Genomic DNA, 26,306 nt, shown 5'->3' with positions numbered 1-26,306 from the left:
TGGCAGACTACTGCGACTTGCGAACCCGCAGATACCATTCCGACAGCAGGCGTACCTGCTTCTCGGTGTAGCCGCGCTCGACCATGCGTTTGACGAAGTCGTTGTGCTTCTGCTGATCCTCCTTGCTCGCCTTGGCGTTGAAGCTGATGACCGGCAGCAGGTCTTCGGTGTTGGAGAACATCTTCTTCTCGATCACCACACGCAGCTTCTCGTACGACAGCCAGCTGGGGTTCTTGCCGTTGTTGCCGGCGCGGGCGCGCAGCACGAAGTTGACGATTTCGTTGCGGAAATCCTTCGGGTTGCTGATGCCGGCGGGTTTCTCGATCTTCTCCAGTTCCTCGTTGAGGGCGGCACGGTTGAGGATTTCACCGGTTTCCGGGTCGCGGTATTCCTGGTCCTGGATCCAGAAGTCGGCGTACAGCACGTAGCGGTCGAAGATGTTCTGGCCGTACTCGCTGTAGGACTCCAGGTAGGCGGTCTGGATTTCCTTGCCGATGAACTCGACGTAGCGCGGCGCCAGGTATTCCTTCAGGAAGCGCAGGTAGCGTTCGCGGGTTTCCGGCGGGAACTGTTCCTGTTCGATCTGCTGTTCCAGCACATAGAGCAGGTGCACCGGGTTGGCCGCCACTTCATGCGGGTCGAAGTTGAAGACCTTGGACAGGATCTTGAAGGCGAAGCGGGTGGAAAGCCCGGCCATGCCCTCGTCGACCCCGGCGGTGTCGCGGTATTCCTGGATGGACTTGGCCTTGGGATCGGTGTCCTTCAGGTTTTCGCCATCGTAGACGCGCATCTTCGAGTAGATGTTGGAGTTTTCCGGCTCTTTCAGGCGCGACAGCACGGAGAACTGCGAGAGCATCTTCAGGGTGTCCGGCGCGCAATGGGCGTGGGCCAGCGAGCTGTTGACCAGCAGTTTGTCGTAGATCTTGATCTCGTCGGAGACGCGCAGGCAGTACGGCACCTTGACGATGTAGATCCGGTCGATGAAGGCCTCGTTGTTCTTGTTGTTACGGAAGCTGTGCCACTCCGACTCGTTGGAGTGGGCCAGGATGATGCCGCTGTAGGGCAGGGAACCGAGGCCTTCGGTGCTGTTGTAGTTGCCTTCCTGGGTCGCGGTGAGCAAGGGGTGCAGGACCTTGATCGGCGCCTTGAACATCTCGACGAATTCCATCAGGCCCTGGTTGGCCCGGCACAGCGCGCCCGAGTAGCTGTAGGCGTCGGCGTCGTTCTGCGGGAATTCTTCCAGCTTGCGGATATCCACCTTGCCGACCAGCGCGGAGATGTCCTGGTTGTTCTCATCCCCAGGTTCGGTCTTGGCGATGGCGATCTGGTTGAGGATCGACGGGTGCAGCTTGACCACGCGGAACTGGCTGATGTCGCCGCCGAACTCATTGAGGCGCTTGGTCGCCCAGGGCGACATCACCGAGCGCAGGTAGCGCCGGGGAATGCCGTAGTCCTCTTCGAGGATGGCGCCGTCTTCGTCAGGGTTGAACAGCCCCAGGGGCGATTCGAACACCGGCGAGCCCTTGATCGCATAGAAGGGCACGTGCTCCATCAGTTGCTTGAGTTTTTCGGCCAGGGACGACTTGCCGCCGCCCACCGGGCCGAGGAGGTAAAGGATCTGTTTCTTCTCTTCCAGGCCCTGGGCCGCGTGGCGGAAGAAGGCGACGATCTGGTCGATGCACTCTTCCATGCCATGGAAGTCGGCAAAGGCCGGGTAACGACGGATCACCTTGTTCGAGAAGATCCGCGACAGGCGCGAATCGACCGAGGTGTCCAGTAGTTCGGGCTCACCGATGGCCATCAGTATCCGTTCGGCAGCGGTGGCGTAGGCGGTCTTGTCCTGCTTGCAGAGATCCAGGTACTCCTGCAGGGAGTATTCCTCTTGGCGGGTCGCTTCGAAGCGTTCCTGGAAGTGACTGAAAATGCTCATGACGTCTCCTCGCTCGATGCATGGAGCCGGCGCGGGATCGGTCGTGTGCGGGTGCGGTCGGGCCGCCAGTGATGCCGGCGAGAATCCCCCAGAACTCCAACGGAACCTGGCCTCTGCCCTGATCCGCCCCAAATGGTCACTGCCGATTTCCCGGAAGCCGGTGTGCCGGCTCTCCCTGTTTTGGATGGCCTGAGGGAAAGGATAGTTCGTTCTCAGACCTGTAAAGGGCGAAAGCGCGAGAAGTTACAGATTTTTTGGAGAGCTATTCCGTCTGTTTCGTAGGGGTTTTCAGTCGGAGCCGCCCGCGCTGGTATCCGCGGGATAGACGCTGCGCCACAGTTCGAAGCCGCCGTCGAGGCTGTAGACCTCGGAGAAGCCCTGCTGGACGAAATAGGCCGCCGCGCTCTGGCTGGAGTTGCCGTGGTAGCAGACCACGACCAGCGGTGCATCCATGTCCGCTTCGCGGATGAAATCGGCCACCGAGTAGTTGTCGATGTGCCGCGAGCCGGTGATATGGCCCAGGGCGTAGCTTTGCGGGTCGCGGATGTCGACGACCTGGGCGCCGCCTTCGCGCAGTTGCTGGGCCAGGTCGGGGGCGATGCGCTTGAACTCGCTCATGTGGGGTACCTCGCAGGACGCGGGGCGCTCGGCCCCGCTGGAATCAGGGGTGTTCCTTGGCGCAGTCGCAGTGGATGCGCTCAAGGGTGTCGACGTTCAGCAGGGTCATGCTGCCGCCCCAGACGCAGCCGGTGTCCAGGGCGAACAGGCCGGGGACGTCGCACTGGCCTTCCAGCGCGGCCCAGTGGCCGAAGATGATCTTGCGCCCGGCGGCCTTGCGCTCGGTATAGCTGAACCAGGGCGCATAGCCGGACGGTGCGGTGCCCAGGCCTTCCTTGGATTTCAGATCGAGCTTGCCCTCGGGGGTGCAGAAGCGCATGCGCGTGAAGTAGTTGGTGATCACCCGCAGGCGCTCGATGCCGTGCAGCTTCTTGTCCCACTTGGCCGGCTCGTTGCCGTACATGCCGTCGAGGAACATCGGCAGCTGGGTGTCGTCACGCAGGGCCTTTTCGACTTCGGCGGCGCGCAGCAGGGCTTTGTCGATGGACCATTGCGGCGGGATGCCGGCGTGCACCAGAGTGATGTCGCGCTGCGCATCGTGATGGACCAGCGGCATCTGCCGCAGCCATTCGATCAGCTCGGCGCGATCCGGTGCCTCGACGATCTCGCGCAGGGTGTCGTTCTTCTTCAGGCGCTCGGCGTTGTAGGCCACGGCGATCAGGTGCAGGTCGTGATTGCCCAGCACGCAGACTACCGAATCGCGCATGCCATACAGGAAGCGCAAGGTTTCCAGCGACGCCGGGCCACGGTTGACCAGGTCGCCGACCAGCCAGAGCTTGTCCTGCGCCGGGTCGAATTTCACTTGTTCAAGCAGGCACTTTAGCGGCTCCAGGCAGCCCTGCAGGTCGCCAACGGCATAGGTGGCCATCAGTGCAGGGCTCCCGGCACGGCCAGGCGGAACACCGGGATCTCGGCGTCGAAGTGATGGCCGTCGTCGGCGATCATCTGGTAGCTGCCGTGCATGCTGCCCACCTGGGTGGCCAGCACCGTTCCGCTGGTGTAGGTGTGGCTCGCGCCCGGCTCGATCAGCGGCTTCTCGCCGACCACGCCGGCGCCGCGCACTTCCTGCACATGGCCATTGCCGTCGGTGATGACCCAGTGACGGGTCAGCAGCTTGGCGGCCTGCTCGCCCTGGTTGTGAATGGTCACGGTGTAGGCGAACACGTAGCGCTGCTGCTCCGGCTGGGATTGCTCGGGCAGGTGGCGGGTGGTGACGCTGACGGTGACGTTGTAGCGCGGATCGCTCATGCGGAAGTTTCCTGCGCAGGGTGGTCGCTCAGGCGGTTGGCCAGGCGCACGAAGTCGGCCACGTCCAGCTGTTCGGGGCGCAGGGTCGGGTCGACGCCGGCGGCTTCGATCTCTTCCACGCTCATCAGTGCGCGCAAGGTGTTGCGCAGGGTCTTGCGGCGCTGGTTGAAGGCTTCGCGGACGATGCGTTCGAGCAGACGATGGTCCTTGGCCGGGTGCGGCAGTTCGGTATAGGGGACCAAGCGCACGATAGCCGATTCGACTTTCGGCGGCGGGTTGAATGCGCCGGGGCCGACGGTGAACAGGTAATCCACGCGGCAGAAGTACTGCACCATGATCGACAGGCGGCCCCAGTCGCCGTTGCCCGGCTCGGCGGCCAGGCGTTCCACCACTTCCTTCTGCAGCATGAAGTGCATGTCCTGGATCAGCGAAGCGTGGTCCAGGAGATGGAAGATCAGCGGGGTGGAGATGTTGTAGGGCAGGTTGCCGACCACGCGCAGCTTGTCCTCGGGGGAGGCGACGAGGGTCGAGAAGTCGAACTTCATGGCGTCGCCCTGGTGCAGGCTGAAGTTGGGCTTCAGGCCGAAGCGCCATTTCAGTTGCGGGATCAGGTCCAGATCCAGCTCGATCACGTCGAGCTTGGCGCCGCTGTCCACCAGGCCTTCGGTCAGGGCGCCCTGGCCCGGGCCGATTTCCAGCAGGTGCTGGCCTTCCTTGGCGGCGATGGCGCGCAGGATCTTGTGAATCACCCCGGCGTCATGCAGGAAGTTCTGGCCAAAGCGTTTGCGGGCACGGTGTTGGAAAAGTTCGGACATCGAGGGCTCCGGAGGAGCAGCTGGGAGCGCGAGGCTGCAAGCTGGGGACGAAAAACCGTCAGTTTACCAGCCCCGTGCGGCCAGCACGAAACGCTGGCCGAACGGAGCGACGGGATTCAGTGGCGCGCGACACCGGCTTCTGCCATCTGGTAGGCGGTTTCCAGGGCGACCTGCAGGCTGCCGCTGTCGATCCGGCCAGTGCCGGCCAAGTCCAGGGCGGTGCCGTGGTCGACCGAGGTGCGGATGATCGGCAGGCCCAGGGTGACGTTCACCGCCGCGCCGAAACCCTTGTACTTGAGCACCGGCAGGCCCTGGTCGTGGTACATCGCCAGCACGGCGTCGCAGTGCTCCAGGTGCTTGGGGGTGAACAGCGTGTCGGCCGGCAGCGGGCCGATCAGCTGCATGCCTTCGGTGCGCAGGCGTTCGAGGGTCGGCTCGATGACGTCGATTTCCTCGTGGCCGAGGTGGCCGCCTTCGCCGGCGTGAGGGTTCAGGCCGCAGACCAGGATGCGTGGATTGGCGATGCCGAACTTGTCGCGGAGGTCGGCGTGGAGGATGCGGGTGACGCGCTCCAGGCGATCCGGAGTGATGGCGTCGGCGATCTGTCGCAGCGGCAGGTGGGTGGTTACCAGCGCCACACGCAGGCCGCGGGTGGCGAGCATCATCACCACCTGGGCGGTGTGGGTGAGGTCGGCGAGGAACTCGGTATGACCAGAGAAGGCGATGCCCGCCTCGTTGATCACACCCTTGTGTACCGGCGCGGTGATCATGCCCGCGAAATGCCCTTCCAGGCAGCCTTTGCCGGCGCGGGTCAGGGTTTCCAGTACATAGGCGGCGTTGGCCTGGTTCAGCTTGCCGGGCTCGACGGCCGCGGCCAGCGGGGTATCCCAGACATACAGGGTACCAGCGGCAGCAGGGGCGCTCGGCCACTGGCCGGGGCCGACTTCCTGCAGGGTGATGTCCAGCCCCAGCAAGGTGGCGCGCCCGGCCAGCAACTCACGGCTGGCGACGGCGACCAGCGGATGGGGCTGGGCCTCGCGGGCCAGCAGCAGGCAGAGGTCGGGGCCGATACCGGCGGGCTCGCCGGGGGTCAGGGCAAAGAGGGGGGATGTGCTCATCAGGGATCTCGAATCAGGGCGTTGGAGCGGATGCGCCTACTCTACGACGAAGCTTCTTATGGGCAAAAAGAAACCCGGCCATGGCCGGGTTTCTTTCGGGCGACTCGCGCCGCTTACTGCTTGATCTCGACGTAGGCTTCGTCGCGGATCTGCCGCAGCCAGGCCTGCAGTTCTTCGTCGTACTTGCGTGCGCGAAGGGTCTGGGCAGCCTGCTGTTCGCGGAACTTGTCGCTGCTGTCGGTGGCGCGGCGGCCGAGGACTTCCAGCACGTGCCAGCCGAACGGCGAACGGAAGGGCTTGGTGACCTGGCCTTGCGGCGCGTTGTTCATCACCTCGCGGAACTCCGGCACCAGGGATTCCGGGTCGACCCAGTTGAGGTCGCCGCCGTTGAGCTTGGAACCCGGGTCTTCGGAATACTTCTTCGCCAGCTCGCTGAAGCTCTCGCCAGCCTGGATGCGCTCGTAGAGCTTTTCGGCCAGGCGTTGGGTCTCTTCATCGCTGCGGATTTCGCTGGGCTTGAGGAGGATGTGGCGGACGTGGACTTCGTCGCGCAGCATTTTGCTGCCGCCGCGCTTCTCTTCCAGTTTCAGGATGATGTAGCCGCCCGGCGTGCGCACAGGCTCGGTCACGTCACCCACGGCGAGGCTGCCGACCATGCTGTCGAAGGGGGAGGGCAGCTGGGCGGCCTTGCGCCAGCCGATCTCGCCGCCTTCCAGGGCGTTGTCGCCGGCCGAGCGGGATACCGCCAGCTGGCCGAAGTCTGCGCCCTGCTTGAGCTGCTGGTACAGCTCGGTGGCCTGGCGACCGGCAGCCTGTACGGTTTCCGGCGAGGCGCCATCGGGTACCGGGATCAGGATGTTGGCCAGGCGGTACTCTTCGGAGAGCTGGATCTTGCCCATGTCGGAGGCGAGGAAATTCTGCACTTCCTGCTCGCTGACCTGGGTGCGCTCGGCCACGCGACGCTGGCGCACGCGGCTGATGACCATCTCGCGACGCACCTGCTCGCGGGCGTCGTCATAGGACAGGCCATCGTGGGCGAGGGCGGCGCGGAACTGGTCCAGGCTCATGTTGTTGCGCTGGGCAATGGTGCCCATGGCCTGGTTCAGCTCCTCATCGGTGATGCGGATGCCGGAGCGGTCGCCGATCTGCAGCTGGATGTTCTCGATGATCAGGCGCTCGAGCACCTGCTGGGTCAGAACATGCTCCGGCGGCAGCGGCGCGCCACGCTTCTGGATGGTTGCACGGACTTCGCGCAGGCGCTGGTCCAGCTGGCTCTGCATCACCACGTCGTTGTCGACGATGGCAACGACACGATCCAGTGGAACCACATCGGCATGCACGACGGAACTTGCCAACAGCGCGCCCAGCATCAGCGGGCGCAGGGCCTTACATAGCATTGTCTTCACGTTGACGATAACCCTGGATACCTTGGTCGAGGAAGCCTTCCACCTGGTTGCCAACCACGCCGCCAAGGCCTTTCAAGATGATTTGCAGGAACACACCGTGGTCGGACTTCGACGTGTCGCTGGAACTGAGGTAGTTCTCGTCGTCGTAGTTGACCCAGTAGCGATTGATCAGGCGCAGCTTCCAGCAGCAGCTGTCGTATTCGAAGCCGCCGAAGGCTTCCAGCGTACGGCTCTGGTTGTAGTCGAACTGCCAGCGGCCGATCGCGGCCCATTGCGGCAGTACCGGCCACATGAACGAGAAGTCGTGCTGGTTGATCTTGTTCACGTCGTTGTTGTACTGGAAGTTGCCGGTGTTCGGGTTGTAGCTCTTGGTGTCGGCGCGATAACGGTAGCCGGCGTTGAGGATCTTGCGAGGGTCGGCTTCCGGCTGATAGTGGAACATCAGGTTGCCGTTGTTGGTGTGATGGGTATCAGCGTTCCAGTTGAAGTCCGAACTCGCAGACCAGTCATGGTTGAAGCGATACAGGCCGGTCAGGGCGTAAGGCGAGCGCCAGGTGTCGGCGTCCGGGTTTTCCTGGCCGTTCACGCGCAGGTCGTTCTCGGTCAGGCCGGGCAGCTGTACGCGGCGGTCGCTGAAGTAGTAGATCTGGCCGGCGGCGATATAGGCGCGCTCGAAGCCGCTGTCGTCGATGAAGCGCGAACCCAGGCCGAGGGACAGCTGGTTGGCGTCGCCGATGCGGTCCTTGCCGGTGAAGCGGTTTTCGCGCCACAGCGAGTCGTAGCTGAAGGTGAATTCACCGGTGTCGAAGGTCGGCAGGTTGTCCTGGTTCTTGTACGGCACGTACAGGTACATCGCACGCGGTTCGAGCGTCTGGCGGAACTTGCTGCCGCCAAAGGTGGTGTCGCGGTCGAAGTACAGGCCGGAGTCCAGCTTGGCCAGGGTCAGGGCGCGATCCGGGCTGCTCTCGTAGTTGATCCAGGGCTGGTTGTTGGCAATGTACTGCTTGCCTTGGCCGTCCAGGTCCAGGTCGTACTTGGTGTACAGGCCCTTGAGGGTGGGGGTCATGAAGCCCCAGCTGCGGTTCATCGGCAGGCTGACGCCCGGTTCGGCATGGAAGCGATCACCGGTGGCGCGAGCGAGGCCCTTGATATTGGCGTCCGGACGGGTGCCTTTGATGGTGCCGTCGTCATTGAGGTAGACGGTTTCATCCAGGTCGCGGTCGAAGCGCACGGCTTCGGTGCCATAGGTGAACTTCGCGCCGCCGGGATTGAACGGCAGGGCGCCGTTCAGGGTGAGTTGCGGCAGGCGATCGTATGGCGTCACGTCGGTCACGTTCGCCAACTGATAGGCCTGTGCATTCAAGCGCGCGGTGTAGCTGTCGCCGCGATAGGTCAGGGAGCCCTGCTGGTTCACGTAGGTCGGCGCGTTGATGCCGAGCGAGGTGTCCAGGTCCTGGAAGTAGTACGGGTCGCTGATGCGGGTGTAGTCGACCTGCGCCAGCACGCGCGAATCCAGGCCGCTGACGTTCTTCCAGCCGTACAGCCAGCGGGTGTCGGTGTACTGCGGGAAGCCCTTGCGGTCGTCGTCCTTGTCGTTCAGGTAGGCCGCGTTGAACTGGCCTTCGCTGCTGTGGGTCAGGTAGCGGAACTCGCCTTCCATCAGCAGGCCGTGCTTGACCATGTATTTCGGGTACAACGTGGCGTCGTAGTTCGGCGCCAGGTTGAAGTAGTAAGGCGTGGTCAGCGTGAAGCCGGTATCGCTCGAGGTGGAGAACGACGGCGGCAGGAAGCCGGACTGGCGGCGGCTGTCGATCGGGAAATAGATGTACGGGGTGTAGAACACCGGAATGTCCTTCACCCGCAGGGTCGCGTTGGTCGCGGTGCCGAAGCCGGTGGCCGGGTTCAGCTTGATGTTGTTGCCCTTGAGGACCCAGGCGTTGCTGCTGGGTTCGCAGCGGGTGTAGGTACCGTCTTTCAGCTGGATGATCGCGTCTTCCTGGCGCTTGGCGTACAGCGCGCTGCCGCGTACCTGGGCCTGGTGCATGACGTATTCGGCGTTGTCGATCTTCGCTGCGCCGTTGTCCAGCTGCAGTTCGGCGTGGTCGCCGACGATCAGTGCGCCGTTGTCGCGCAGCTTGACGTTGCCGACCAGCTCGCCACGGTTCTCCGCCTGGTGCAGGTTGGCTTCGTCTGCTTCCACCTGCATGCTGCCCTGGCGCAGGACCACGTTACCGGCGAGGGTAGCGACCTGTTTTTCCTGCTCGTAGCGTGACACCTTGGCCGAGACGTAGGTCGGTGCCTCGTCGTTCGGGGTCTTGTCGTTCATGCCCGGGCGGATCGGCTCGACGTATTCGCCGCTGCAGTACGGCCCCATTTCTGCCAGCTGGGCGGCGGTCAGCTTCTCACGCGGAACCCAGTCGAGGTGGCTGTAATCGGTGCTGCGCGACTTCAGGCCGCGGCCGCCGGACTGGGTGACCAGTTGCTGGGGCTCTTCGGTGCTGGCAGCGGAGCTGCTGCCGGACGTCTCGCCCTTGGTCGCAGCGGCGGTGCTGGCGCCGGCACTGACGGCCGTGGCGCTGTGCTGCGGACGCGGAACGCTGGTGGCGCTCTGTTGCGGTGCGCAGTTCCAGGAGCCGGAGGCCGAAGGTTGGCAGGCGAACTGCTCACCGGGTGCCGCGGTCACAGAGGCGAGCGGCTGAATAGCCAGCAGGCCACCGGTCACCAGTAAGGGGAATTTTCTACGGAACACGGGGAAATTCACTGCCATCTTGTTAATCCGGGCGTCCTGCGAGCCATCGACCCGGTAAGGGCCGCGAGCCTCTCGATGGGCTCAAAAAGATGCTGGATAATAAAGCATGACCCGCGCAACGGCTAGGGCCGTGGAGAACCCATAAAGATGTCACAGGATGCCCGTTACCAGCAGATGATTGGCTGGTTGGACTTGAGTTTGCCCGCTGTGTTCAATGCTGAAGGCTGGGGCCCGGTGCCCGAGGCGAGCCTCACGCCAGCCAGCAGCGACGCCAGTTTCCGTCGTTATTTCCGTTGGCAGGGCGATGGCCGCAGCCTGATCGTGATGGATGCGCCGCCGCCCCAGGAAGATTGCCGCCCCTTCGTCAAGGTCGCCGCTTTGCTGGCCGAGGCCGGTGTGCACGTGCCGACGATTCTGGCCGAGGATGTCGAGCAGGGCTTCCTGCTGCTCAGCGATCTCGGTCGCCAGACCTACCTCGACGTGATCAACCCGCAGAACGCCGAGGAACTGTTCGAGCCCGCGCTGGATGCGCTGGTGGCCTTCCAGCAGGTGGACGTCGCCGAACGCCTGCCCGCCTATGACGAAGCCCTGCTGCGCCGCGAGTTGCAGCTGTTCCCCGACTGGTACCTGCAGCGCCACCTGGGTGTGACCCTGGAGGGTGAGCAACTGGCCGCCTGGCAGCGTACCTGCGATCTGCTGGTGCGCAGCGCGCTGGAGCAGCCGCGCGTGCTGGTGCACCGCGACTACATGCCGCGCAATCTGATGCTCAGCGAGCCGAATCCCGGCATCCTGGATTTCCAGGATGCGGTCTACGGCCCGGTCACCTATGACGTGACCTGCCTCTACAAGGACGCCTTCCTCAGCTGGCCGGAGCCGCGCGTGCACGATGGCCTGTCGCGTTACTGGCGCAAGGCACAGGCCGCCGGCATCCCGCTGCCGGCGCGCTTCGAGGACTTCCTGCGCGCCAGTGACCTGATGGGCGCGCAACGCCACCTCAAGGTGATCGGCATCTTCGCCCGCATCTGCCATCGCGACGGCAAACCGCGTTACCTCGGTGACGTGCCACGCTTCTTCCGCTACCTGGAAAGCGTCATCGCCCGCCGTCCGGAGCTGGCCGACCTTGCCGTCCTGCTGGCGAGCCTGCCCAAAGACGAGACGCATCCCGCATGAAGGCCATGATCCTCGCCGCGGGCAAGGGCGAACGCCTGCGCCCGTTGACCCTGCATACCCCAAAACCGCTGGTGCGCGCCGGTGGCGTGCCGCTGATCGAGTACCAGCTGCGGGCGCTGCGCCGCGCCGGCTTCGAGCAACTGGTGATCAACCATGCCTGGCTAGGCCAGCAGATCGAGGACTACCTGGGCGATGGCGCACGGTTCGACGTGGACATCCGCTATTCGCCCGAAGGCGAGCCGCTGGAAACCGGCGGTGGCATCTTCAAGGCGCTGCCGCTGCTGGGCGATGACGCCTTCGTCATCGCCAACGGCGACATCTGGACCGACTTCGATTACGCGAGCCTGCACGGCGCACTGGCCGAAGGCGATCTGGCGCACCTGGTGCTGGTGGACAATCCCGGGCACCACAGCCGCGGTGATTTCTGCCTGCGCGCCGGCCGGGTGAGCGACTACCGCGAAGGCGAGCCGAGCCTGACCTACAGCGGCATTGCCGTCCTGCATCCGGCCCTGTTCGAGGGCTGCGAGCCCGGCGCCTTCAAGCTGGCGCCACTGCTGCGCCGGGCGATGGAGGCCGGTCGCGTGAGCGGCGTGCAGCATGCTGGCCGTTGGGTCGATGTCGGCACCCATGAGCGCCTGGCCGACGTCGAACGCCAGTTGGTGGAGGGCTGAGGTGTTCTGGCCGGGCACATTGCTGGGGCTGATCGCCGGCTGGGCGCTGGCGAGCATTCCCGGAGCCCTGCTCGGTGGGCTGCTCGGCCAGGTGCTCGACCGTCGCCTGAAGGTGCGCTCGTGGCGCGGGCTGCTGGAACAGTTGCGCGGCGGCCCGCAGGTCGGTGACCGCGAGCTGCTGTTCCTCCTGCTCGGCCGCCTGGCCAAGAGCCGGGGCCGCGTGCACGACGCGCATATCCAGCAGGCGCGGGCGGAAATGCTGCGCCTGCAACTGGACGATAGCGCGCGCCGTCAGGCCATCGAGGCCTTCGGGCGGGGCAAGAGTGGCGGCGAATTGCTGGAGATCGGCCTGCGCCAGCGCCGTGGTCATGAGGCGACGGCGGAAGGTCTGCTGCTGGCCTGCTGGCGCATGGCCTGGGCGGCCGGTGCGCCGGGGTCGGCGGAGAAGCACCTGATCCTGCAATGGGGTGACTGGCTCGGCGTTCCGCGTGCCCGTATCCAGGCCCTGGCCGCCGGTGCGGAGCGGGCGAAGCCGGCGGTCACGCCGCGCGAGTCCTATACCCAGGCACTGCGTCTGCTGGGCGTGACGGTGGACAGCGAGCCGGAAGAGATCAAGCGTGCTTACCGCAAGCTGGTCAGCCAGAACCATCCGGACAAGCTCGAAGGCCTGGGTGCCAGCCCGGAACGTATTGCCGCCGCCACCGAAAAGACCCGCGAGATCCAGGCGGCTTACCTGCTGGTCCGGCAGCGGCGCGGCTTCCGTTAATCGGGTTGGCCGACCGGCTCCAGGTGCATCGACAACCAGCCGCGAATGCGGCGGTAGAGTTGTTCCTGCTCGGTCGCAAGGTCGGCGGGCAGGGCGTTCATGCCGATCTGGATGTAGTTGGGTGACTTCTGCCGCTTGCTCGCCTGCAGGCGCTGCTGCGCCGCTGTGCGGTCGGCGGCCTTGTCCTTGTAGTAGAAGTCGCCGGTGGCGACGCTGAGCAGGGGCACCGTTTCGTCCAGCGAAGGCAGGAAGTCGCGGGGCATCTCGGGCGCCACCAGCAGCAGGTTCCTGATATCGGCGGGCGTACGCTCGCCCAGGTAACGGGTTGCCCAGTAGGCGCCGGTGCCGTGCCCGAGCAGGACGATGGTCCTGGGCTTGTGCTGCTCAGCCAGTTCCACCGCCGCCTGGATGCGCGCCAGTACCCGCTCGGCGTGGGCCTTGCGCAGCGCCACCGGGTCGGTCGGGGTGGGCGCGGCTTCCGCCGGATTGGCCTGTGCCGGTTCGGCGCTGCCGGCTTCGCCGGTGCTTTCCGGTGTCGGCGTGGCGTTGCCCGCGCTGCCGGTCACTTCCGGTTTGCTGGCGCTGTCGGCGGCGCTGGCGTCGGTATCCGCGCTGGCCTTGTCCGCCGATTCGGACGGGCGTGGCACTGGAGCGGTGCTCTGTGGATCGGGCAGGGTCACGCTGAGGCTTTGCCAGCCGGCGTCGGGCAGCTTGCGTCGTAGCGGGCCGATCGCCACTGGCCAGTCGGCGCTTTCGCCATCGCCGGGGATCAGGATCACCACGCCTTCAGCTTCTGCGGTGTTGGCAGGCAGCCAGAGCGCGAGGAAGCTTTCCTCGCCCGCTTGCAGCATCTGCCGCTCACGCTCCGGCAATTGCCGTTGCAGGCCGCTGGCATCGTCCTGGCTGCGTTCGCTGACCTGCGGCCTGGCCATTGGCGCGCTTGCCGGTTTGTCCTCGGCGGCGGGCTTGGACTCTGTCGCCCAGGCCGGCGACAGGCCGAGCGACAGGCAAAGGGCGAGCAGAGTAGGGCGGGGCAGGTGCGGCATCGGCGATATCCATGTCCAGGGCGGGCGCGAGTGCGGCCAGCCTAGCGGCTGTTATTAGGTTTGTCAGGCGCAGGCCATGCCGGGTTCCACTGGGGTTGCTGTAAGGTATGCCGGCCGTTTAGTGGCGCGATCGAACTCTGGGGTGTTGTCGGCATGAGTCGTCTGTTCTGGAAAGCCTGTCTGCTCTGGTTGTGTTGCCAGCCGTTGCTGGCTGCGGCGGAGACCGCAGCGCCGCCTCTGGCGCTCGACGATAGCCAGCGCGCCTGGCTTGCCGGGCACCCGCAACTGCGCGTCGGGACGCTGCTGGAGGCGCCCTACGTGCAACAGGACCGGCGCCTGCAACAGCTGTCCGGGGCCAATGTCGAGTTGCTGGAATGGCTGGCCAAGTCCATGGGCGTGACCCTGCAATGGCGCACCTATACGGACCTGGCGGCGCTGGAGCGGGCGGTGCGCGCCGGGGGGATCGACCTGGCGCCCGGCATCGGCCAGACGCCGGCGGCGCTGCGCGACTGGCTGTTCTCCGACCCCTATCTGCGCGTGCCGCGTCTGGTGGTGAGCGACAGGCTCGGTGGTGCCTCGGTGGAGTTGGAGTCGCTCGAAGAGGGTGAATCCGTTGCGGTGCGCGGGCCGGGGCCGGTGGTGGATTATCTGCGCGGCACCTACTCGGGCCTCACGCTGCAAGTGGTCGACAGCGACCGCGAAGCGTTGCGCAAGGTGCTCGGTCGCGAGGCCAGCTATGCGGTGATCGATGAGGCGCAGCTGGCGCGCCTGACCCGCGAGACCGAGTTCACCGGCCTTTCGGTGGTGGCCGATATCGGCTATCCGCAACTGCTGCGCGTGGCCACAAGGCGCGACCTGCCGGAGCTGGCATCGATCATCGACACCGCTCTGCGCGCGGTGCCGGCCAAGGACCTGGATCAGCTCCACGAACGCTGGTTGCAGCCCACCTATCCACGACTGGGCTCCTCGCCGGGCTTCTGGCAGAACCTCTGCATCCTGCTCGGCCTGCTGCTGCTCTTCGCCATCGGCGCATTGCTGTTGCAGCGCCGCCAGCAGCGGGCGCTGGAGTCGCGCCTGGTCGCCGCACGGCGCGATATCGAATTGCGCCAGGCGGCCGAACAGGCGCTGCGCCTGACCCAGTTCGCCATCGACAGCAGCACCGTGGGCATTCTCTGGGTCAACTGGGACAGCCACGTCCGTTACGCCAACCGCGCCGCCGAGGAGTTGCTCGGCTATGCGCCGGGCGCCGTGGTGGATCGGCCGCTGGCGGACTTCGAGCCGACGCTGAACATGGACCGCTGGCTCAACCTCTGGCGCCGCGCGCGCAATGCCGACGAGGCGCCGCTGAGCTTCGAGACCCAGTGCCTGCGCGCCGACGGCCAGTGGCTGCCGGCGGACGTCTCGCTGAGCTTCCTGCGTTTCGGCGATTCCGAATACCTGCTGGTCTTCCTCAACGATGTTACCGAGCGCCGCCGTGCCCGCGCCGCCCTCGAGGAAAGCGAGGCGCGCCTGCAGGGCATCGCCGCCAACGTGCCGGGGCTGGTGTTCCGCCTGGAACCCAACGCGCCGGACGACGACTCCGATTTTGCCTACATCAGCTTCATCACCGGCGGCAGCGAGACCTCGCTCGGTTACGCCCCCGGCTACCTGCGCGAGAGCGGGCTGGGGATCATGGGGCTGGTGGTGCCGTCCGAGCGCGAGAGCTATCTCGCCAGCCAGTTGCAGGCGGTGGAAAGCGGCAGCAACTGGCGCTGGCAGGGACGCATCCTGACCCGCAGCCATGAGCCGCGCTGGGTGGACATCAAGGCCACCGTGCGGACCCTCGACGACGGTCGACTGGCCTGGGATGGCGTGGTCTGGGATATCACCGAGAACAAGCAGATCGAGCTGGAGCTGGGCGAGTCCCGCGCGCAGCTGCGCGAATTGTCCGCCCACCTGGAGAGCGTGCGGGAGGAGGAGAAGGCGCGGATCGCCCGTGAAGTGCACGATGAACTGGGCCAGGTGCTCACCGTGCTCAAGCTGGAAACCTCCATGTGCGAACTGGCCTATGGCGAGCTGGACGGCGGTCTGCGCGAGCGCCTGGATAACATGAAGCGCCTGATCGCCCAGCTGTTCCAGCTGGTGCGCGACGTGGCCACCGCGCTGCGTCCGCCGATCCTCGATGCCGGCATCGGCTCGGCGGTGGAATGGCAGGCGCGGCGCTTCGAGGCGCGCACGCAGATACCCTGCCTGGTGCAGGTGCCGGAGAATCCGCCGGCGCTGTCGGATGCCAAGGCCATCGGCCTGTTCCGCATCCTCCAGGAGGCGCTGACCAATGTCATGCGCCATGCCCAGGCGCATACTGTGGAGCTGCAACTGGACGTCGAGGGCGACGAACTGTGCCTGCGCATCGAGGACGATGGCGTGGGCTTCGACCCGGGCGCCGCGCGCCAGGGCGTATCCTTCGGCCTGGTGGGCATGCGCGAGCGGGTGCTGATGTTCGGCGGCACGCTGCAGATCGACAGCCAGCCCGGGGAGGGCACCACGCTGTGGATCCGGGTGCCACTGGACAACGATAACGACAATGACGACGAGCAGGAGTGATGGCGGTGATTCGAGTGCTGGTGGCGGAAGACCATACGATCGTGCGCGAGGGCATCAAGCAACTGATCGGCATGGCCAAGGACCTGCAGGTGGTGGGCGAGGCCACCAACGGCGAACAGCTGCTCGAAACCCTGCGCCAGACGCCCTGCGAAGTGGTCCTGCTGGACATCTCCATGCCCGGCGTCAACGGCCTGGAAGCCATCCCGCGCATCCGCGCGCTGAACAATCCGCCGGCGATCCTGATGCTGTCGATGCACGACGAGGTGCAGATGGTCGCCCGTGCGCTGAAGGCCGGCGCCGCCGGCTACGCCACCAAGGACAGCGATCCGGCGCTGCTGCTCACCGCGATCCGTAAGATCGCCAGCGGCGGCCGTTACATCGATCCCGACCTGGCCGACCGCATGGTCTTCGAGGTCGGCCTGACCGACTCGCGGCCGCCCCATGCGCTGCTCTCCGAACGCGAGTTCTCGGTGTTCGAGCGCCTGGTGCAGGGTGAGGGCGTCAACGAGATCGCCCAGCAACTGGCCGTCAGCAGCAAGACCATCAGCACCCACAAGGCGCGGCTGATGCAGAAGCTCAACGCCAACTCGGTGGCGGACCTGGTGCGCTACGCCATGGAGCACAAGCTCCTCTGAGCCGGCCCTGTTTGATCTGTAGCAGCTTGCTTGCTGAATTTTCCCTTCACTCTGTGCGACGTGTCCGATTTCTGTAAGAAGCCGTCTATCTAGCGGGCGTGAGGCAGGGAATGATTGCCCGCTTCATGCGGTACGTCGTGAGAATAAGGAGAAGACGATGTTGCGAGCGGTAAGGGGAGGGCTGCTGTTCGGCCTGCTGGGGAGCGTCGCGCTGCCGGCGCTGGCGGACTATGTCACGGTGATTTCCTTTGGCGGCGCCAACAAGGAAGCCCAGGAAGCGGCCTTCTACAAACCTTTCAAGACGGCCACCGACAATGCGGTCGTGCACGGCTCCTACAACGGCGACCTGGCCAAGCTCAAGCGCATGGTGGAGATCAGCCATGTGTCCTGGGACGTGGTGGAAGTCGAGGCGCCCGAACTCGCCCGCGGCTGCGAGGAAGGGCTGTTCATGAAGCTCGACGCCAAGACGGTCGGCAACGCCGCCGACTTCGTCCCCGGCGCGGTGCAGCCCTGCGGCGTCGGCATCTTCGTCTGGACCACCCTGCTGGCCTACAACCAGAACAAGCTGCAAGGCACTCCGACCAGTTGGGCGGACTTCTGGGACGTGAAGAAATATCCCGGCAAGCGCGGCCTGCGCTGGGGCGCCAAATACAGCCTGGAATTCGCCCTGATGGCCGACGGCGTCGCGCCCAAGGACGTCTACAAGGTGCTGGCCACCGAGGAGGGCGTCGACCGTGCCTTCCGCAAGCTCGACGAACTCAAGCCGAACATCAACTGGTGGAAGTCCGGCCAGGACCCGGTACGCGATCTGGCCGACGGCACGGTGGTGATGAGCTCCGCCTACAACGGTCGGATCGCCGCCGCGCAGGCCGAGCAGAAAGGCTTCCGCATGGTCTGGGCCGGCGGCATCTACGATTTCGACTTCTGGGCGCTGCCTTCGGGCGTGTTCAAGAAGGAACTGGCCGAGCAGTTCGTTCACTTCGCCAGCCAGCCGCCGCAGCAGAAAGCCTTCGCCGAGAACATCGCCTACGGCCCGACCAACCGCAAGGCGGTGGAACTGCTGGCGCCGGACGTCGCCGCCAACCTGCCCACCGCGCCGCAGAACATCGCCAATGCCGTGGGCATGAACGTGGCGTTCTGGGCCGAGCACGGCGATGCCCTGGAGAAGCGCTTCCAGGCCTGGGCCAAGCGCTGACGGAGCAGTTGCCGGCCCACGTCCGGCCGGCAACTCATGTCCCCATGCTTTGTAGGGATCGCCCTACAAAGCATCCTCTCTAAGCCTTATAGCAATCTCTCATACCGCCCGATTTGCGCGCAGGTCCAGCTTCTCTAGGCTTGAGATCAACGGCATTTACAAAAAAACAAAGGTGCGGTTATGGCCGAGAATCAGGCAAACGATGTGCTGGTGAGCTTCCGTGGTGTGCAGAAGAGCTACGACGGCGAATCCCTCATCGTGAAGGACCTCAATCTGGACATTCGCAAAGGCGAATTCCTGACGCTGCTGGGGCCGTCCGGTTCCGGCAAGACCACCAGCCTGATGATGCTGGCCGGTTTCGAAACCCCCACTGCCGGTGAAATCCAGCTCGCCGGCCGCGCCATCAACAACGTCCCCCCACACAAGCGCGACATCGGCATGGTGTTCCAGAACTATGCCCTGTTCCCGCACATGACGGTGGCCGAGAACCTGGCCTTCCCGCTGTCCGTGCGCGGCATGAGCAAGACCGACGTCACCGAGCGCGTGAAGCGCGCCCTGTCGATGGTCCAGCTCGACAGCTTCGCCGGTCGCTATCCCGCCCAGCTCTCCGGTGGCCAGCAGCAGCGCGTGGCCCTGGCCCGCGCGCTGGTCTTCGAGCCGCAGCTGGTGCTGATGGACGAACCCCTGGGTGCGCTCGACAAGCAGCTGCGCGAGCACATGCAGATGGAGATCAAGCACATCCACCAGCGCCTGGGCGTGACCGTGGTCTACGTGACCCACGACCAGGGCGAGGCGCTGACCATGTCCGACCGCGTGGCCGTGTTCCACCAGGGCGAGATCCAGCAGATCGCCCCGCCGGCCGAGCTCTACGAGCACCCGCGCAACTCCTTCGTGGCCAACTTCATCGGCGAGAACAACCGCATCGCCGGCCAGCTGCAGGCGCGCAATGGCGACCGCTGCACCGTGGCCCTGGCTCGTGGCGAGAAGGTCGAGGCCCTGGCGGTCAATGTCGGCAACGTCGGCGACACCGTCAGCCTGTCGATCCGGCCCGAGCGCGTGCGCCTGAACGGCCACAGCGAAAACTGCGCGAACCGTTTCTCCGGCCGCGTCGCCGAGTTCATCTACCTGGGCGACCACGTGCGCATCCGTCTGGAGGTGTGTGGCCGTACCGATTTCTTCGTCAAGCAGCCGATCGCCGAGCTCGACCCGGCACTGGGCGTTGGCGACGTAGTACCGCTGGGCTGGGCCGTCGAGCACGTCCGCGCGCTCGATCCGCTGCCGGCGGCGTGACACCAAGGCCCGGCCACTCCCGGGCCTGATGCATCCAAGAAAAACAAACCTGCACACTGTGGAGAGAACAATAATGTCGAAGTCCCTGAAAGCATCGGGCCTGAAACTCGCGGCACTGAGCGTCGGCCTGGCCTGCGCGGCCCAGTCCATGGCCGCCACCGACCTGACCGTGGTGTCCTTCGGCGGCGCCAACAAGAACGCCCAGGTGAAGGCGTTCTACGAGCCCTACCAGAAGTCCACCGGCGACAAGATCGTGGCCGGCGAATACAACGGCGAGATGGCCAAGGTGAAGGCCATGGTCGACACCAACAGCGTCTCCTGGGACTTGGTGGAAGTCGAGTCGCCCGAACTGGCCCGTGGCTGTGACGAAGGCCTGTTCGAAACCATCGACCCGGCCATCCTCGGCAAGGCCGACGACTACGTTCCGGGTGCCGTGAGCAACTGCGGCGTTGGCTTCTTCGTGTGGTCCACCGTCCTGGCCTACAACGCCGACAAACTGAAGACTGCACCGACCAGCTGGGCCGATTTCTGGGACACCAAGAAATTCCCGGGCAAGCGCGGCCTGCGCAAGGGGGCCAAGTACACCCTGGAATTCGCCCTGATGGCCGACGGCGTCGCGCCCAAGGACGTCTACAAGGTGCTGGCCACCAAGGAAGGCCAGGACCGCGCCTTCAAGAAACTCGACGAGATCAAGCCGAGCATCCAGTGGTGGGAAGCCGGCGCCCAGCCGCCGCAGTACCTCGCCTCCGGCGACGTGGTCATGAGCTCCGCCTACAACGGCCGCATCGCCGCCGTGCAGAAGGAGAGCAACCTGAAGATCGTCTGGAACGGCGGCATCTACGACTTCGACGCCTGGGCCATCCCGAAAGGCGCCAAGAAGGTCGAGGAAAGCCTCAAGTTCATCGCCTTCTCGGTCAAGCCCGAGCAGCAGAAGACCTACGCCGAGAACATCGCCTACGGTCCGGTGAACAAGAACGCCGTGCCGTTGCTGAGCAAGGATCTGCTGCACAACATGCCGACCACCCCGGAAAACATGCAGGGCCAGGTGGGCATGGACGTGACCTTCTGGGCTGACTACGGCGAGCAGCTGGAGCAGCGCTTCAACGCCTGGGCCGCTAAATAAGTAGCAGTGCCAAACCGCCGCGGCCACCCGGACCGCGGCGGACCGGAACCGCCGCTCCCCCTCGCGGCGGCTCCTCCTGACACCACACCTTGGCCGCTCCCGGGCGGCCTGTTTTACCGGAGTTCGCTATGGCCACCGCAGTGTCCTTGAACGAGGTCGCCGGCACCACCACCCTCAAGCAGCGCCTGGCGCGTGCGGAGCGGATGAACCGTCTGAAGTCCCAGGCACTGATCCTGCCGCTGCTGGTCTTCCTCCTGCTGACCTTCCTGGTGCCCATCGCGGCGCTGCTCTACAAGAGCGTGAACAACCCCGAGGTTGTCGGCGCGATGCCGTTGACCGTCAACGCCATTTCCGAATGGGACGGCAAGTCGCTGCCCTCGGATGCGGTGTACAAGGCGCTGAGCGAAGACCTGGTCGCCGCGCGCAAGAACCAGACCCTCGGCGACCTCTCCAAGCGCCTGAACATGGAGCTGGCCGGCTACCGCAGCCTGCTGTCCAAGACTGCTCGCGCGCTGCCGTTCAAGGAGCAGCCGGCGTCGTACAAGGACGCGATGGAAGGCCTCGACGAGCGCTGGGGCGACCCGGCCTACTGGCAGGCGATCCGCCGCAACGCCAGCCACGTCACCCCCTATTACCTGCTGGCGGCGCTCGATCACCGCATCGACGACCTCGGTGAGCTGGCCCGCGCCACGCCCGACCAGTCGATCTACCTGGACATCTTCGCCCGTACCTTCTGGATGGGCGCGGTGATCACCGTGATCTGCCTGCTGCTGGCCTATCCGCTGGCCTACCTGCTGGCGACCCTGCCGACCCGCAAGTCCAACCTGCTGATGATCCTGGTGCTGCTGCCGTTCTGGACCTCGATCCTGGTGCGCGTCGCCGCATGGATCGTGCTGCTGCAGTCGGGTGGCCTGATCAACGGCGCGCTGCTGAAGATGGGCCTGATCGACCAGCCGCTGCAGCTGGTGTTCAACCGCACCGGCGTGTACGTCTCCATGGTGCACATCATGCTGCCGTTCATGATCCTGCCGATCTACAGCGTGATGAAGGGCATTTCCCCCAGCTACATGCGCGCCGCGATTTCGCTGGGCTGTCACCCGTTCTCCAGCTTCTGGAAGGTCTACTTCCCGCAGACCGTGGCCGGTGTCGGCGCCGGTTGCCTGCTGGTGTTCATCCTGTCGATCGGCTACTACATCACCCCGGCTCTGCTGGGCAGCCCGAACGATCAGATGGTCAGCTACTTCGTCGCCTTCTACACCAACACCACCATCAACTGGGGCATGGCCACGGCCCTGGGCGGCCTGCTGCTGTTCGCCACCCTGGTGCTCTACGTGATCTACGGCTGGCTGGTGGGCGCAAGCCGCCTGCGTCTGGGCTGAGGAGAATAAGAAGATGCTGAGTCCTTACATGTCCCCGGTCGAGCGTGTGTGGTTCTATACCCTGCGCATCCTCTGCGGTCTGGTGCTGCTGTTCCTGGTGCTGCCGGTGCTGGTGATCGTGCCGCTGTCGTTCAACTCCGGCACCTTCCTGGTCTACCCGCTGCAGGGTTTCTCCCTGCGCTGGTACGCCGACTTCTTCAACTCCGCCGAGTGGATGCGTTCGCTGACCAACAGCATGATCGTCGCCCCGGCGGCCACCGTGCTGGCGATGGTCTTCGGTACCCTGGCCTCCATCGGTCTGACCCGTGGCGAGTTCCGCGGCAAGGCCCTGGTGATGAGCCTGGTGATCTCACCGATGGTGGTGCCGGTGGTGATCATCGGTGTGGCGAGCTACCTGTTCTTCGCCCCGCTGGGCCTGGGCAACAGCTACATCTCGCTGATCATCGTCCACGCGGTGCTGGGTGTGCCCTTCGTCATCATCACCGTGTCGGCGACCCTGCAGGGCTTCAACCACAACCTGGTGCGCGCCGCCGCCAGCCTGGGCGCGCCGCCGGTGCTGACCTTCTTCAAGGTCACCCTGCCGCTGATCGCCCCCGGGGTGATCTCCGGCGCACTGTTCGCCTTCGCCACCTCCTTCGATGAAGTAGTGGTGACCCTGTTCCTTGCCGGCCCCGAGCAGGCCACCCTGCCGCGCCAGATGTTCAGCGGCATCCGCGAGAACCTCAGCCCGACCATCGCCGCCGCGGCGACCCTGCTGATCGGTTTCTCCGTCCTGCTCCTGCTGACCCTCGAGTGGCTGCGCGGCCGCAGCGAGAAGATGCGTACCGCACCGACTGCCTGATCCACAGTATTCGCGGACGGTTCCGTCACCGTGCTCACCCACGGCGGCGGGATCGATCCGCGATTTTTTTGCCTGACTTTCTGCCCCTTTCCCGCACTTTTAGCATCGACTATCGGTCCAATCCCCTTCTAGCCGTCCGAGCGGCTACAATGCGCGCCATCCGTGATTCCCGCCCACAGAGGTGCGCCATGCAACCCTACGCCATCGCTCCGTCGATCCTTTCCGCCGACTTCGCCCGCCTGGGCGAGGATGTGGACAAGGTGCTCGCTGCCGGCGCCGACATCGTCCACTTCGACGTGATGGACAACCACTACGTGCCGAACGTCACCATTGGCCCGATGGTCTGCACGGCCCTGCGCAAGTACGGCGTCACCGCGCCCATCGACGTGCACCTGATGGTTTCCCCGGTGGACCGCATCATCGGCGACTTCATCGAAGCCGGCGCCACCTACATCACCTTCCACCCGGAAGCCTCGCAGCACATCGACCGCTCCCTGCAACTGATCAAGGACGGCGGCTGCAAGGCCGGCCTGGTGTTCAACCCGGCCACCTCGCTGGACGCCCTCAAGTACGTGATGGACAAGATCGACATGGTCCTGCTGATGAGCGTCAACCCCGGCTTCGGCGGGCAGAAGTTCATCCCCGGTACCCTCGACAAGCTGCGCGAAGCCCGCGCGCTGATCGACGCCTCCGGCCGCGACATCCGCCTGGAGATCGACGGCGGGGTGAACGTGAAGAACATCCGCGAGATCGCCGAAGCGGGCGCCGACACCTTCGTCGCCGGTTCCGCCATCTTCAACGCACCGGACTACGCCGAGGTCATCCGCGCCATGCACGCTGAGCTGGCGCAGGCGCGCAAGTGATGAGTGCTGCACAGCTGCCGTTCGCCGGGCTGCCGCGTCTGGTGATGTTCGACCTGGACGGCACCCTGGTGGATTCGGTCCCCGACCTCGCTGCGGCGGTGGACAAGATGCTCCTGGCGCTCGGTCGCCAGCCGGCCGGCCTGGACGCGGTGCGTCACTGGGTCGGCAACGGCGCGCGGGTGCTGGTGCGCCGCGCTCTGGCGGGTGACATCGAACACGCTGACGTCAGCGAGGAAGACACCGAGCGCGCCCTCGAACTGTTCATGGACTTCTACGCCGACAGTCATGCGTTGACCGTGGTCTACCCCGGCGTCATCGAGACCCTGAAGTGGCTGAAGAAGCGCGGCGTCGAACTGGCGCTGATCACCAACAAGCCCGAGCGCTTCGTCGGCCCGCTGCTGGACGAGATGAAGCTGGGCAAGTTCTTCCGCTGGATCATCGGCGGCGACACCCTGCCGCAGCAAAAGCCCGACCCGGCCGCGCTGCTGTTCGTGATGAAAATGGCCGGCGTGTCGGCGGAGCAATCCCTGTTCGTCGGCGACTCGCGCAACGACATCCTCGCCGCCAAGGCCGCCGGCGTGCGCAGCGTGGGCCTGAGCTACGGCTACAACCATGGCCGCCCCATCGCCGAGGAAACCCCAACGCTGGTGCTCGACGACCTGCGCCATCTGCTGCCTTGCTTCGATTCGGGCAAAGCGATAGTGTTGCCCGACTCCGCCTCAACTCCCGCCCAGCGAGACAGCATCGTGGAAACGGCTCCCCACACACTCTGGATGAAAGTCATCAAGGCCCTGGCCCGCTGGCGCTGGCGCGCCTGACATCCTTTGGCCGGTTCGTCCGGCGTGTGTGCACCCAAGTCCGTTTCCCCCCTCAGAGCCTGTTGAATCCCCGCTGTGTGCCGGCAGACCCGCACTGTGCGAAACAGGCTCCTGTTACGAGGCTGATCATGACCCGCGAAGAATTCCAGCGCCTGGCCGCCGAAGGCTACAACCGCATTCCGCTGACCTGCGAAACCCTGGCCGACTTCGACACCCCGCTGTCGATCTACCTGAAGCTGGCCGATGGCCCCAACACCTACCTGCTCGAATCCGTGCAGGGCGGTGAGAAGTGGGGGCGCTACTCCATCATCGGCCTGCCCAGCCGCACCGTGCTGCGTGTGTACGGCCACCAGGCGAGCATCAAGGTCGATGGCGTCGAGACCGAGAGCTTCGAATGCGCCGACCCGCTGGCCTTCGTCGAGGCGTTCAAGGAGCGCTACCGCGTGCCGACCATCGCCGGTCTGCCGCGCTTCAACGGCGGCCTGGTCGGCTACTTCGGCTATGACTGCGTGCGCTACGTCGAGCAGCGCCTGGCGCAGTGCCCGAACCCCGATCCGCTGAACAACCCCGACATCCTGCTGATGGTGTCCGACGCGGTGGTCGTGTTCGACAACCTCGCCGGCAAGATGCACGCCATTGTCCTTGCCGACCCGGCCCAGGCCGACGCCTACGACCAGGGCCTGGCCCAGCTGGAAGAACTGCTCGAGCGCCTGCGCCAGCCGATCACCCCGCGCCGCGGCCTGGACTTCAGCGCGGTGAACGCCCCGGAACCGCAGTTCCGCGCCAGCTTCACCCGCGAGGACTACGAGCGCGCCGTCGGCACCATTAAGGAATACATACTGGCAGGCGACTGCATGCAGGTGGTGCCGTCGCAGCGCATGTCCATCGACTTCGCCGCCGCGCCAATCGATCTGTACCGCGCGCTGCGCTGCTTCAACCCGACGCCCTACATGTACTTCTTCAACTTCGGCGACTTCCACGTCGTCGGCAGCTCGCCGGAGGTGCTGGTACGCGTCGAGGACGGCGAAGTCACCGTGCGTCCCATCGCCGGTACTCGCCCGCGTGGCGCCACCGAAGAGGCCGACCGTGCGCTGGAAGAGGACCTGCTCTCCGACGCCAAGGAAATCGCCGAGCACCTGATGCTCATTGACCTGGGCCGCAACGATGTCGGCCGCGTGTCGCAGACTGGCAGCGTGAAGGTCACCGAGCAGATGGTGATTGAGCGCTACTCCAACGTCATGCACATCGTCTCCAACGTGAACGGCCAGCTGAAGGACGGCATGAGCGCAATGGACGCCCTGCGCGCCATCCTGCCGGCCGGCACCCTGTCCGGCGCGCCGAAGATCCGCGCGATGGAAATCATCGACGAGCTGGAACCGGTCAAGCGCGGCGTCTACGGCGGCGCCGTGGGTTACCTGGCCTGGAACGGCAACATGGACACCGCCATCGCCATCCGCACCGCAGTGATCAAGAACGGCGAACTGCATGTGCAGGCCGGTGGCGGCATCGTCGCCGACTCGGTGCCGGCGGCGGAGTGGGAAGAAACCATCAACAAGCGCCGCGCGATGTTCCGCGCTGTGGCGCTGGCCGAGCACACCGCCAAGGTGCATGGCCGCGATTGAGTTGCCTGCTCGTTGAAAAGGCCCCGCTTCGGCGGGGCTTTTTCTTTTCCGTCGGAGCGGACTCCGTCCGCGATCTGGTCGTGCGCGCGGCTCATCGCGGACGGAGTCCGCTCCTACAAAATCAAAAGCCCCTTCATCCTGCGCAGAGATCGTCTGTGCTACCGAATCGTCGGCAGAGGCGCCGTGCGTATTGCGCTGGCGCCCGGCCTTGGGCTACTGTTCGGGCATCGCTAGGCGAGACCGCAACCGTGATCCACCGCAGCCGCATCATCACCTCCCTCCTCAAGGCATTCGCCCGTTGGCGCTGGCGCGCCTGATTCCTTCTTTCCCGGCATAGCGCCGGTCTCTTCTTACGCGTCCATTTCCTCCATCCACTGGCATAATTGCCAGATTCGCGCAGCCTGCGAGGCCGCAACGGGT

At 65.3% G+C, this 26,306-nt stretch carries 22 protein-coding genes; 13 read left to right on the top strand and 9 right to left on the bottom strand.

Annotation, left to right across the window (positions count from 1 at the left end):
• Positions 1-7 precede the first annotated feature (7 nt).
• The 8 genes from J5M67_RS22615 to J5M67_RS22580 all read right to left on the bottom strand — a co-directional run bounded on the left by J5M67_RS22615 (position 8) and on the right by J5M67_RS22580 (position 9,902).
• On the bottom strand, positions 8-1,930 hold the full coding sequence (locus J5M67_RS22615) for a PrkA family serine protein kinase (RefSeq protein ID WP_015475261.1): 1,923 nt from the start codon (positions 1,928-1,930) through the stop codon (positions 8-10).
• Positions 1,931-2,218: 288 nt separating this feature from the next.
• Positions 2,219-2,548, bottom strand: a complete 330-nt coding sequence (glpE, locus tag J5M67_RS22610) for a thiosulfate sulfurtransferase GlpE (protein WP_207887555.1) — start codon at positions 2,546-2,548, stop codon at positions 2,219-2,221.
• Between the two features lie 43 nt (positions 2,549-2,591).
• Complete coding sequence (locus tag J5M67_RS22605; RefSeq protein WP_207887554.1) at positions 2,592-3,416, bottom strand: symmetrical bis(5'-nucleosyl)-tetraphosphatase; 825 nt, start codon at positions 3,414-3,416, stop codon at positions 2,592-2,594.
• Positions 3,416-3,796 (bottom strand): Co2+/Mg2+ efflux protein ApaG, encoded by a 381-nt coding sequence (gene apaG, locus J5M67_RS22600; RefSeq protein ID WP_152219814.1) that lies wholly within the window; start codon positions 3,794-3,796, stop codon positions 3,416-3,418. The genes J5M67_RS22605 and apaG overlap by 1 nt, the downstream gene beginning before the upstream one ends.
• On the bottom strand, positions 3,793-4,611 hold the full coding sequence (rsmA, locus tag J5M67_RS22595) for a 16S rRNA (adenine(1518)-N(6)/adenine(1519)-N(6))-dimethyltransferase RsmA (RefSeq protein ID WP_207887553.1): 819 nt from the start codon (positions 4,609-4,611) through the stop codon (positions 3,793-3,795). Before rsmA ends, apaG begins: the two co-directional genes overlap by 4 nt.
• A 116-nt stretch (positions 4,612-4,727) precedes the next feature.
• Positions 4,728-5,729 (bottom strand): 4-hydroxythreonine-4-phosphate dehydrogenase PdxA, encoded by a 1,002-nt coding sequence (pdxA, locus tag J5M67_RS22590; RefSeq protein ID WP_207887552.1) that lies wholly within the window; start codon positions 5,727-5,729, stop codon positions 4,728-4,730.
• 113 nt (positions 5,730-5,842) lie between these two features.
• Positions 5,843-7,135, bottom strand: a complete 1,293-nt coding sequence (locus J5M67_RS22585; protein WP_207887551.1) for a peptidylprolyl isomerase — start codon at positions 7,133-7,135, stop codon at positions 5,843-5,845.
• Positions 7,116-9,902, bottom strand: coding sequence for an LPS-assembly protein LptD (locus tag J5M67_RS22580; protein WP_207887550.1), 2,787 nt, complete (start codon positions 9,900-9,902; stop codon positions 7,116-7,118). Before J5M67_RS22580 ends, J5M67_RS22585 begins: the two co-directional genes overlap by 20 nt.
• 129 nt (positions 9,903-10,031) lie before the next feature.
• Between J5M67_RS22580 and J5M67_RS22575 the strand changes: the two genes are divergently transcribed.
• Genes J5M67_RS22575 through J5M67_RS22565 form a run of 3 tightly spaced genes read left to right on the top strand, consistent with a single transcriptional unit; the run spans position 10,032 to position 12,491 of the window.
• Positions 10,032-11,054, top strand: a complete 1,023-nt coding sequence (locus tag J5M67_RS22575; RefSeq protein WP_207887549.1) for an aminoglycoside phosphotransferase family protein — start codon at positions 10,032-10,034, stop codon at positions 11,052-11,054.
• Complete coding sequence (murU, locus tag J5M67_RS22570) at positions 11,051-11,725, top strand: N-acetylmuramate alpha-1-phosphate uridylyltransferase MurU (RefSeq protein WP_207887548.1); 675 nt, start codon at positions 11,051-11,053, stop codon at positions 11,723-11,725. Before J5M67_RS22575 ends, murU begins: the two co-directional genes overlap by 4 nt.
• A 1-nt stretch (position 11,726) precedes the next feature.
• The gene (locus J5M67_RS22565; protein ID WP_207887584.1) at positions 11,727-12,491 is read left to right on the top strand and encodes a DnaJ domain-containing protein; all 765 of its coding nucleotides are present in this window, start codon (positions 11,727-11,729) and stop codon (positions 12,489-12,491) included.
• Here J5M67_RS22565 and J5M67_RS22560 read toward each other — a convergent pair.
• Positions 12,488-13,537 (bottom strand): alpha/beta hydrolase family protein, encoded by a 1,050-nt coding sequence (locus tag J5M67_RS22560; RefSeq protein ID WP_207887547.1) that lies wholly within the window; start codon positions 13,535-13,537, stop codon positions 12,488-12,490. The two genes, J5M67_RS22565 and J5M67_RS22560, sit on opposite strands and share 4 nt — an antisense overlap.
• Positions 13,538-13,690: 153 nt before the next feature.
• Here J5M67_RS22560 and J5M67_RS22555 point away from each other — a divergent pair, with 153 nt between their 5' ends.
• From J5M67_RS22555 to trpE, 10 genes are all read left to right on the top strand, one after another.
• Positions 13,691-16,120, top strand: a complete 2,430-nt coding sequence (locus tag J5M67_RS22555) for a transporter substrate-binding domain-containing protein (protein WP_207887546.1) — start codon at positions 13,691-13,693, stop codon at positions 16,118-16,120.
• A complete protein-coding gene (locus J5M67_RS22550; RefSeq protein ID WP_207887545.1) occupies positions 16,120-16,755 on the top strand; it encodes a response regulator transcription factor in 636 nt (211 codons plus the stop codon). Before J5M67_RS22555 ends, J5M67_RS22550 begins: the two co-directional genes overlap by 1 nt.
• A 157-nt stretch (positions 16,756-16,912) precedes the next feature.
• The gene (locus J5M67_RS22545; protein ID WP_207887544.1) at positions 16,913-17,950 is read left to right on the top strand and encodes an ABC transporter substrate-binding protein; all 1,038 of its coding nucleotides are present in this window, start codon (positions 16,913-16,915) and stop codon (positions 17,948-17,950) included.
• 180 nt (positions 17,951-18,130) lie between these two features.
• Positions 18,131-19,240, top strand: a complete 1,110-nt coding sequence (locus tag J5M67_RS22540) for an ABC transporter ATP-binding protein (RefSeq protein ID WP_207887543.1) — start codon at positions 18,131-18,133, stop codon at positions 19,238-19,240.
• Positions 19,241-19,313: 73 nt separating this feature from the next.
• The gene (locus J5M67_RS22535; RefSeq protein ID WP_207887542.1) at positions 19,314-20,363 is read left to right on the top strand and encodes an ABC transporter substrate-binding protein; all 1,050 of its coding nucleotides are present in this window, start codon (positions 19,314-19,316) and stop codon (positions 20,361-20,363) included.
• Positions 20,364-20,491: 128 nt separating this feature from the next.
• A complete protein-coding gene (locus tag J5M67_RS22530; RefSeq protein ID WP_207887541.1) occupies positions 20,492-21,742 on the top strand; it encodes an ABC transporter permease in 1,251 nt (416 codons plus the stop codon).
• 13 nt (positions 21,743-21,755) lie between these two features.
• The gene (locus tag J5M67_RS22525) at positions 21,756-22,583 is read left to right on the top strand and encodes an ABC transporter permease (protein ID WP_207887540.1); all 828 of its coding nucleotides are present in this window, start codon (positions 21,756-21,758) and stop codon (positions 22,581-22,583) included.
• A 188-nt stretch (positions 22,584-22,771) separates the two neighbouring features.
• Positions 22,772-23,446 carry a ribulose-phosphate 3-epimerase gene (gene rpe / locus J5M67_RS22520; protein WP_207887539.1) on the top strand — a complete coding sequence of 225 codons (675 nt, stop codon included), beginning with the start codon at positions 22,772-22,774 and terminating at the stop codon, positions 23,444-23,446.
• The gene (locus tag J5M67_RS22515; protein WP_207887538.1) at positions 23,446-24,264 is read left to right on the top strand and encodes a phosphoglycolate phosphatase; all 819 of its coding nucleotides are present in this window, start codon (positions 23,446-23,448) and stop codon (positions 24,262-24,264) included. The genes rpe and J5M67_RS22515 overlap by 1 nt, the downstream gene beginning before the upstream one ends.
• Positions 24,265-24,392: 128 nt before the next feature.
• Positions 24,393-25,886 carry an anthranilate synthase component I gene (trpE, locus tag J5M67_RS22510; protein WP_207887537.1) on the top strand — a complete coding sequence of 498 codons (1,494 nt, stop codon included), beginning with the start codon at positions 24,393-24,395 and terminating at the stop codon, positions 25,884-25,886.
• Positions 25,887-26,306 lie beyond the last annotated feature (420 nt).

Source organism: Pseudomonas sp. 30_B (assembly GCF_017491605.1).
In the GTDB taxonomy this organism is placed as follows: domain Bacteria; phylum Pseudomonadota; class Gammaproteobacteria; order Pseudomonadales; family Pseudomonadaceae; genus Pseudomonas.
The sequence above is the reverse complement of the archived record's forward strand: the minus strand, read 5'-3'. Positions and strand labels throughout refer to the sequence as shown.